Genomic DNA, 4,538 nt, shown 5'->3' with positions numbered 1-4,538 from the left:
GTTGACGGTGAACGACGAGCGCCGCCGGAAGATGTCGGCGGCTTACCCGGCTTCGAAGACTTCCTGAAAGCAATGGCAAAGCCACGACATCCCCAGCATCACGAAGTCGCGGATTGGTATGGTGGCCTCTTCGATCCCTCAGACATCGGCACAGACATGATCCGTGAACGCATCGCCAAGCTCGCTCGCCGCAGAACCCTCGGAAAAGCAGGCTTCGCAAAGAGCCAGAACAAGTGCCATTGACCGCAAACCAGACCGACGCGGTCTACGCCGGATGCTTGCAAACCAACAGGCGCATGGAACGCGACGGCGAGGTGATTCCGCTCGCGCGAGGACTTATCAACTTTCCGATGCGCCCCTCGACGTTCACCACAGTATCGCTGAGGTGGCTAAACGGGTTCCGAAGGCCGTGGTTTGCCTCGTTTCGGCCCTGTCGCTCCACGGGCTGACCGATCAACTGCCGAGGCAGGTTTGACTCGCCGTGGGTCAGAAGGACTGGTCCCCGAAATCTGACGGCACGCCGATTCGGCTGGTGCGTTTCACAGATCGTCTGCTGGCCGAAGAGGTTGAGACACACCCTGTCGCAGGTCGCCCAAAGAGGCGTTGGCGATCCCGGAGGGGACCGGCTGGAATTCTTGACTTTGGAGTTAATTAGTCATATATGAGCAGTTTGTAGCTATATCATATCATATATGGATGATTTAGATGAGTTCCCCTAAGGCAAAACCCGCACTGGAACGGCTGGGCCAGGATATCCGCAACGCGCGGCTGCGGCGTGGCATCGCCGTGGCGGATCTCGCAGTGCGTGCAGGAACCTCGCCAAGTTCCATCGCCCGCCTTGAACGGGGTGATCCGGGCGTTGCCATCGGAACGCTTGCCGACGTACTCGTGGTGCTCGGCCTTCTGGAGCGGCTCGCTGACCTGATCGATATCCGCAAGGACGATCTGGGGCTGGCGCTGGCAACGGAGCACGGACGGCGCAGGGGCCGTTCTTTCGCGGCAAGGCTGAAAAAGCAGAAGGCTCAGACGGAGGAAGCGAAGGATCTGCATGACGTCGTGGACCTTGACGGGGCGTCCTTCTGATGGCCGATTTCGTCGCCCACGTCGCGCTTGGCGAAAGCCGGACACCGGTGGGCCAGTTGCGTTTCACCCATGCCGGGCCGCGCCAGTTCTCGACTTTCGCTTATGGTGCTGAATGGATCGAAAACCCGCGTGCCTTTCCCATACAGCCCGATTTCTCTCTTGAGGCTGGCCCTTTTCACACGTCAGGGCAGCCAGGGAATATGCGCGACGCATTGGCGGGCGTTTTCGCGGATGCGGCTCCGGACAGTTGGGGACGGAGGCTGCTCGAACGTGCCTATGGCAATGGTCTCAACGAATTCGAGTATCTGACGCTTTCCGACGATACCTGCCGGCAAGGCGCGTTGCGCTTTCTGGATGACAAGGGCGATGTCATTCGCGGCAAGGCAGCGGATGCCGTTCCGCGTCTGGTCGACCTCGAAACCATCACGGCGATCGCGCGGGCCTATGAGCAAGGCAAGGAAATCCCGCCCGAGGAAATGCAGGCGCTGGCCGGCGCCGGCGGCTCCGGCGGCGCTCGCCCCAAAGCCAATGTCAGGGACGGCGATGTGCTGTGGCTGGCGAAGTTCACCTCGGTCCACGATCAACAGCCAATCGAGCGCGTCGAGATCGCGACGCTGCGTCTGGCGGCAGCCTGCGGTATCCGCACGCCCGAGGCACGGTTGGAACTGGCGGACACGCCGTTCCCGGTCGCGCTGATCCAGCGGTTCGACCGGCGTGGGGCCGCACGAATTCCCTACATCTCCGCGCGCACTGCGCTCGGCAAGACGGGGGCGGAGCCGGGTTCCTATACGGAGATCGTCGATTTCATGCGGGCTTACTCACCCGATCCCTCTGATGATTTCCGTGAACTTTACCGGCGTCTGATCTTCACGATCCTCGTGTCCAACAAGGACGATCACCTGAAGAACCACGGTTTCCTCTATGTGGGAGCGGGTCAGTGGCGCTTGTCGCCGGTATTCGACGTTAACCCGGCACCGGATCGCAACCCGCATCTCGAGACGGCAATCCTCGAGGGCGGCGCCCATGATCGGTCGATCATCCTTGCACTGGAAGCCTGCGAGTTTTTCGAGATTCCCGGGGCCGAGGCACGGGAGATGATCCGGACAACGGCGAAGCGCATTTCTGACGGATGGCGGGAAGCCTTCAGACTGGTTGGCGTCTCCGGCGCGCTGGCGCGCGGCTATGAGGCTGCTTTTGTCGGCGATGAGATGGAAACAGCACGCGGCCTTTAAGTCATATCTGACTATTAATGACGTATTATTAGTCAAATGTGAGTTTTTGAAGGTCGACCCGCCTCGTGACCAGTGCTACGCTGCTTCAATGGTCATGGGACGAACCCGAGAACCATGAAGCCGGGGCACCGTACTCAAGGCTTCAAAAACGCGTGCGTTGATATCGCCACGGTTCGATCGGGCGCCCATGACGGTCGGCTTTTTTCCGAACGATCTCCGCCGAAAGAGCGTCATCTATCCGCGCGCGTACTGCCTTCTCTTTCAAGCCCAGCGCTTTCCGTTTTTCAAAATCGTGCTCCCATAACAGCGCCTCCTGGCATTCAAGGACGGCGGCCCTTTCGGCGAGGACTTTGGGATGCGTGTGCAGCCAGCGTACAAAGGCGACAGCACCGGGAGTTCGCTGCCATAGGTCGCCGCACTGATCCAGATAGCTGCGAGCCGTTTCCGGTTCGGCAAGGTTCGAGCCGTGCCAAATCGCAAGCGCCGCCGGCTCGGGGTTCCCTGACAACATCTCGGCGATATAGCCGTTCGCGACAAAACCACGGCGCAGCCTGGTCGCGGCAGCGACGTGATTGCCGGCCCTCAGGTGCAATAGGGCCTGCTCATAGTGATAAGGCGGGTAGTGTGCGGCTTCGTCGGTGAAAACACGCTCGGCCTTTGCCGTTTCGCCAGCGCGAAGATATTCTGGACCTATCAGGTAGCGGATGCCCTGATTGTCGTTCGGATTCCAGGCAAGCATCTTTTCCATCAGTCGCAGAGCGTCCTTGCGCTGGCCAAGCCGGAGCTGCAACAGGACGACGCCCTGCGCCGCGCGCAGAAAGGGACGGTTTTCCAGAAAGCCCCATTCGATCGAACCGGCGTAACTGGCTGGGATCGCACGCTCACCCACTTCCAGGCCATTAAGGCAGGCTCGCAGTGCGAGCTTGGGCTTGCCTTCTTCCATGAGCGCATAGCCCAGATGGGCATAACCATCGATGAAATGAGGGTGACGATCGACTAGCACCTTCAGGGTCTTGAGGTATTTTGCGGGCGCAAGCGTCCCGCCGTCGCGCTGTTCGAGCGCGTCATCCAGTTCCTCGACGATCCGGTCATAGTCATCGCCATGACGGAAAACACCGCCGTCATCGAAGATTTCAAGCGTGAGCATGCCCTGTCTCCTGTCCTGCCCTTTCTGCGGGCATATGTGTTCAGAGCGTTTCAGTGGCCACCACAGCGTCTTCTGTAGACGTCGGTGACGATTTCCTGAGAACGAATATCATTTATGATCGCGCGGAGCGGCGTTGGAATATTTCGATATACGCGTTCGAAACCCCTATGGTCCGCCAACCCCTCTATGACCCGATATCGCCGCCGATCACCGCACACTACCATGCGATATAGTGAACCGCCGTTTCCACGCTATTGTCCGATACTTGCGTGTCCTGGTCAGCAGTGCGGCAGCTTTCGACTTTCACTAAGCGGCAGCGAATGCGCGGGCGAATGCCGACATCACAAATCAGTGCAGAGGCAATGCCCAGTAGCTATTTTTCGGGTGCGAAAGCAGGCCAGGAAAAGGGCCCCAAAACCCATTGTGACAGAGGCCAAAAAATCAGCAGCGAAAAGTGTCATGTAAGTCATTGATTTATAAAACTCATGACGCATCATTGAAGAATGATGGACAATAAGGTAGCTGAATTAATAAATTAAGCAGTGTGACATGCCCTATGACCAGCGTTGCGCAGTACCTTTCCGAGCATGGTCCCTCACGTTCCTCACGGATCGTTGAGGCCCTTGTCGTATCTGGTTTATCCGCAGAGGCAGCGCGTCAACGCGTATCGCGAGCCAAGCCGCCGGTCCGCAGCTTTCCTGTTCCGCTCCTGCCTAAGCGCGAGGCTTTTCTTTATCTAGGGCGTAAACTCATAAATTTTCTTGGCGTATTACGTTGTTCGTGATTCAAGGCTTCCGAATTGGGAGCCATGATGACACGCCGCCGCTACGAACTCACGGTGAACCGTCCCGGGTTTTCCGGAGGCAGTTTCATTTGAGTCATGCAACCATATCGAGGGTCTTTTGGGCTGCATGGTATTTGGCTTCGGCCTCTGCGGGCGGGATGTGCCCGATGGGGCCGAACAGGCGGTTGTTGTTGAACCAATCGACCCAGCGCAGGGTCGCCATTTCGACGGCCGACGCGCTCGGCCATGACCGCTGGCGCCAGATGACCTCGGCCTTGTAGAGGCCATTGAT

General features: G+C 58.7%; 4 protein-coding genes and 2 pseudogenes. 4 read left to right on the top strand and 2 right to left on the bottom strand.

What is annotated here, in order from left to right; genetic code table 11:
• From H163_RS24180 to H163_RS0121730, 4 genes and pseudogenes are all read left to right on the top strand, one after another.
• Positions 1-243, top strand: a 243-nt coding sequence (locus H163_RS24180; RefSeq protein ID WP_247643342.1) for a plasmid pRiA4b ORF-3 family protein, incomplete at its 5' end; no start/stop codon positions are given.
• A 53-nt stretch (positions 244-296) separates the two neighbouring features.
• A pseudogene (locus H163_RS24870) lies at positions 297-595 on the top strand (type IV toxin-antitoxin system AbiEi family antitoxin domain-containing protein); the annotation flags it as partial.
• A gap of 110 nt (positions 596-705) precedes the next feature.
• Positions 706-1,083 carry a helix-turn-helix domain-containing protein gene (locus H163_RS0121735; RefSeq protein ID WP_019966719.1) on the top strand — a complete coding sequence of 126 codons (378 nt, stop codon included), beginning with the start codon at positions 706-708 and terminating at the stop codon, positions 1,081-1,083.
• On the top strand, positions 1,083-2,315 hold the full coding sequence (locus tag H163_RS0121730; RefSeq protein WP_019966718.1) for a type II toxin-antitoxin system HipA family toxin: 1,233 nt from the start codon (positions 1,083-1,085) through the stop codon (positions 2,313-2,315). The genes H163_RS0121735 and H163_RS0121730 overlap by 1 nt, the downstream gene beginning before the upstream one ends.
• Before the next feature lie 142 nt (positions 2,316-2,457).
• Here H163_RS0121730 and H163_RS0121725 read toward each other — a convergent pair whose 3' ends face one another.
• Both H163_RS0121725 and H163_RS0121720 read right to left on the bottom strand, forming a co-directional pair.
• Entirely contained in the window at positions 2,458-3,462 is a 1,005-nt protein-coding gene (locus tag H163_RS0121725) for a tetratricopeptide repeat protein (RefSeq protein ID WP_019966717.1), read from the bottom strand.
• Between the two features lie 878 nt (positions 3,463-4,340).
• Positions 4,341-4,538, bottom strand: a pseudogene (locus H163_RS0121720) (IS3 family transposase); the annotation flags it as partial.

The sequence above is a fragment of the Pannonibacter phragmitetus DSM 14782 genome (assembly GCF_000382365.1).
Classification (GTDB): domain Bacteria; phylum Pseudomonadota; class Alphaproteobacteria; order Rhizobiales; family Stappiaceae; genus Pannonibacter; species Pannonibacter phragmitetus.
Note: the sequence above shows the minus strand (reverse complement) of the source record. Positions and strands in the feature narration are given on the sequence as shown.

Excerpts from the sequence above, each read along its gene's own strand:
- H163_RS0121725 (WP_019966717.1), bottom strand. The coding sequence starts at position 3,462 with ATGCTCACGCTTGAAATCTTCGATGACGGCGGTGTTTTCCGTCATGGC.
- H163_RS0121730 (WP_019966718.1), top strand. The coding sequence starts at position 1,083 with ATGGCCGATTTCGTCGCCCACGTCGCGCTTGGCGAAAGCCGGACACCG.
- H163_RS0121735 (WP_019966719.1), top strand. The coding sequence starts at position 706 with ATGAGTTCCCCTAAGGCAAAACCCGCACTGGAACGGCTGGGCCAGGAT.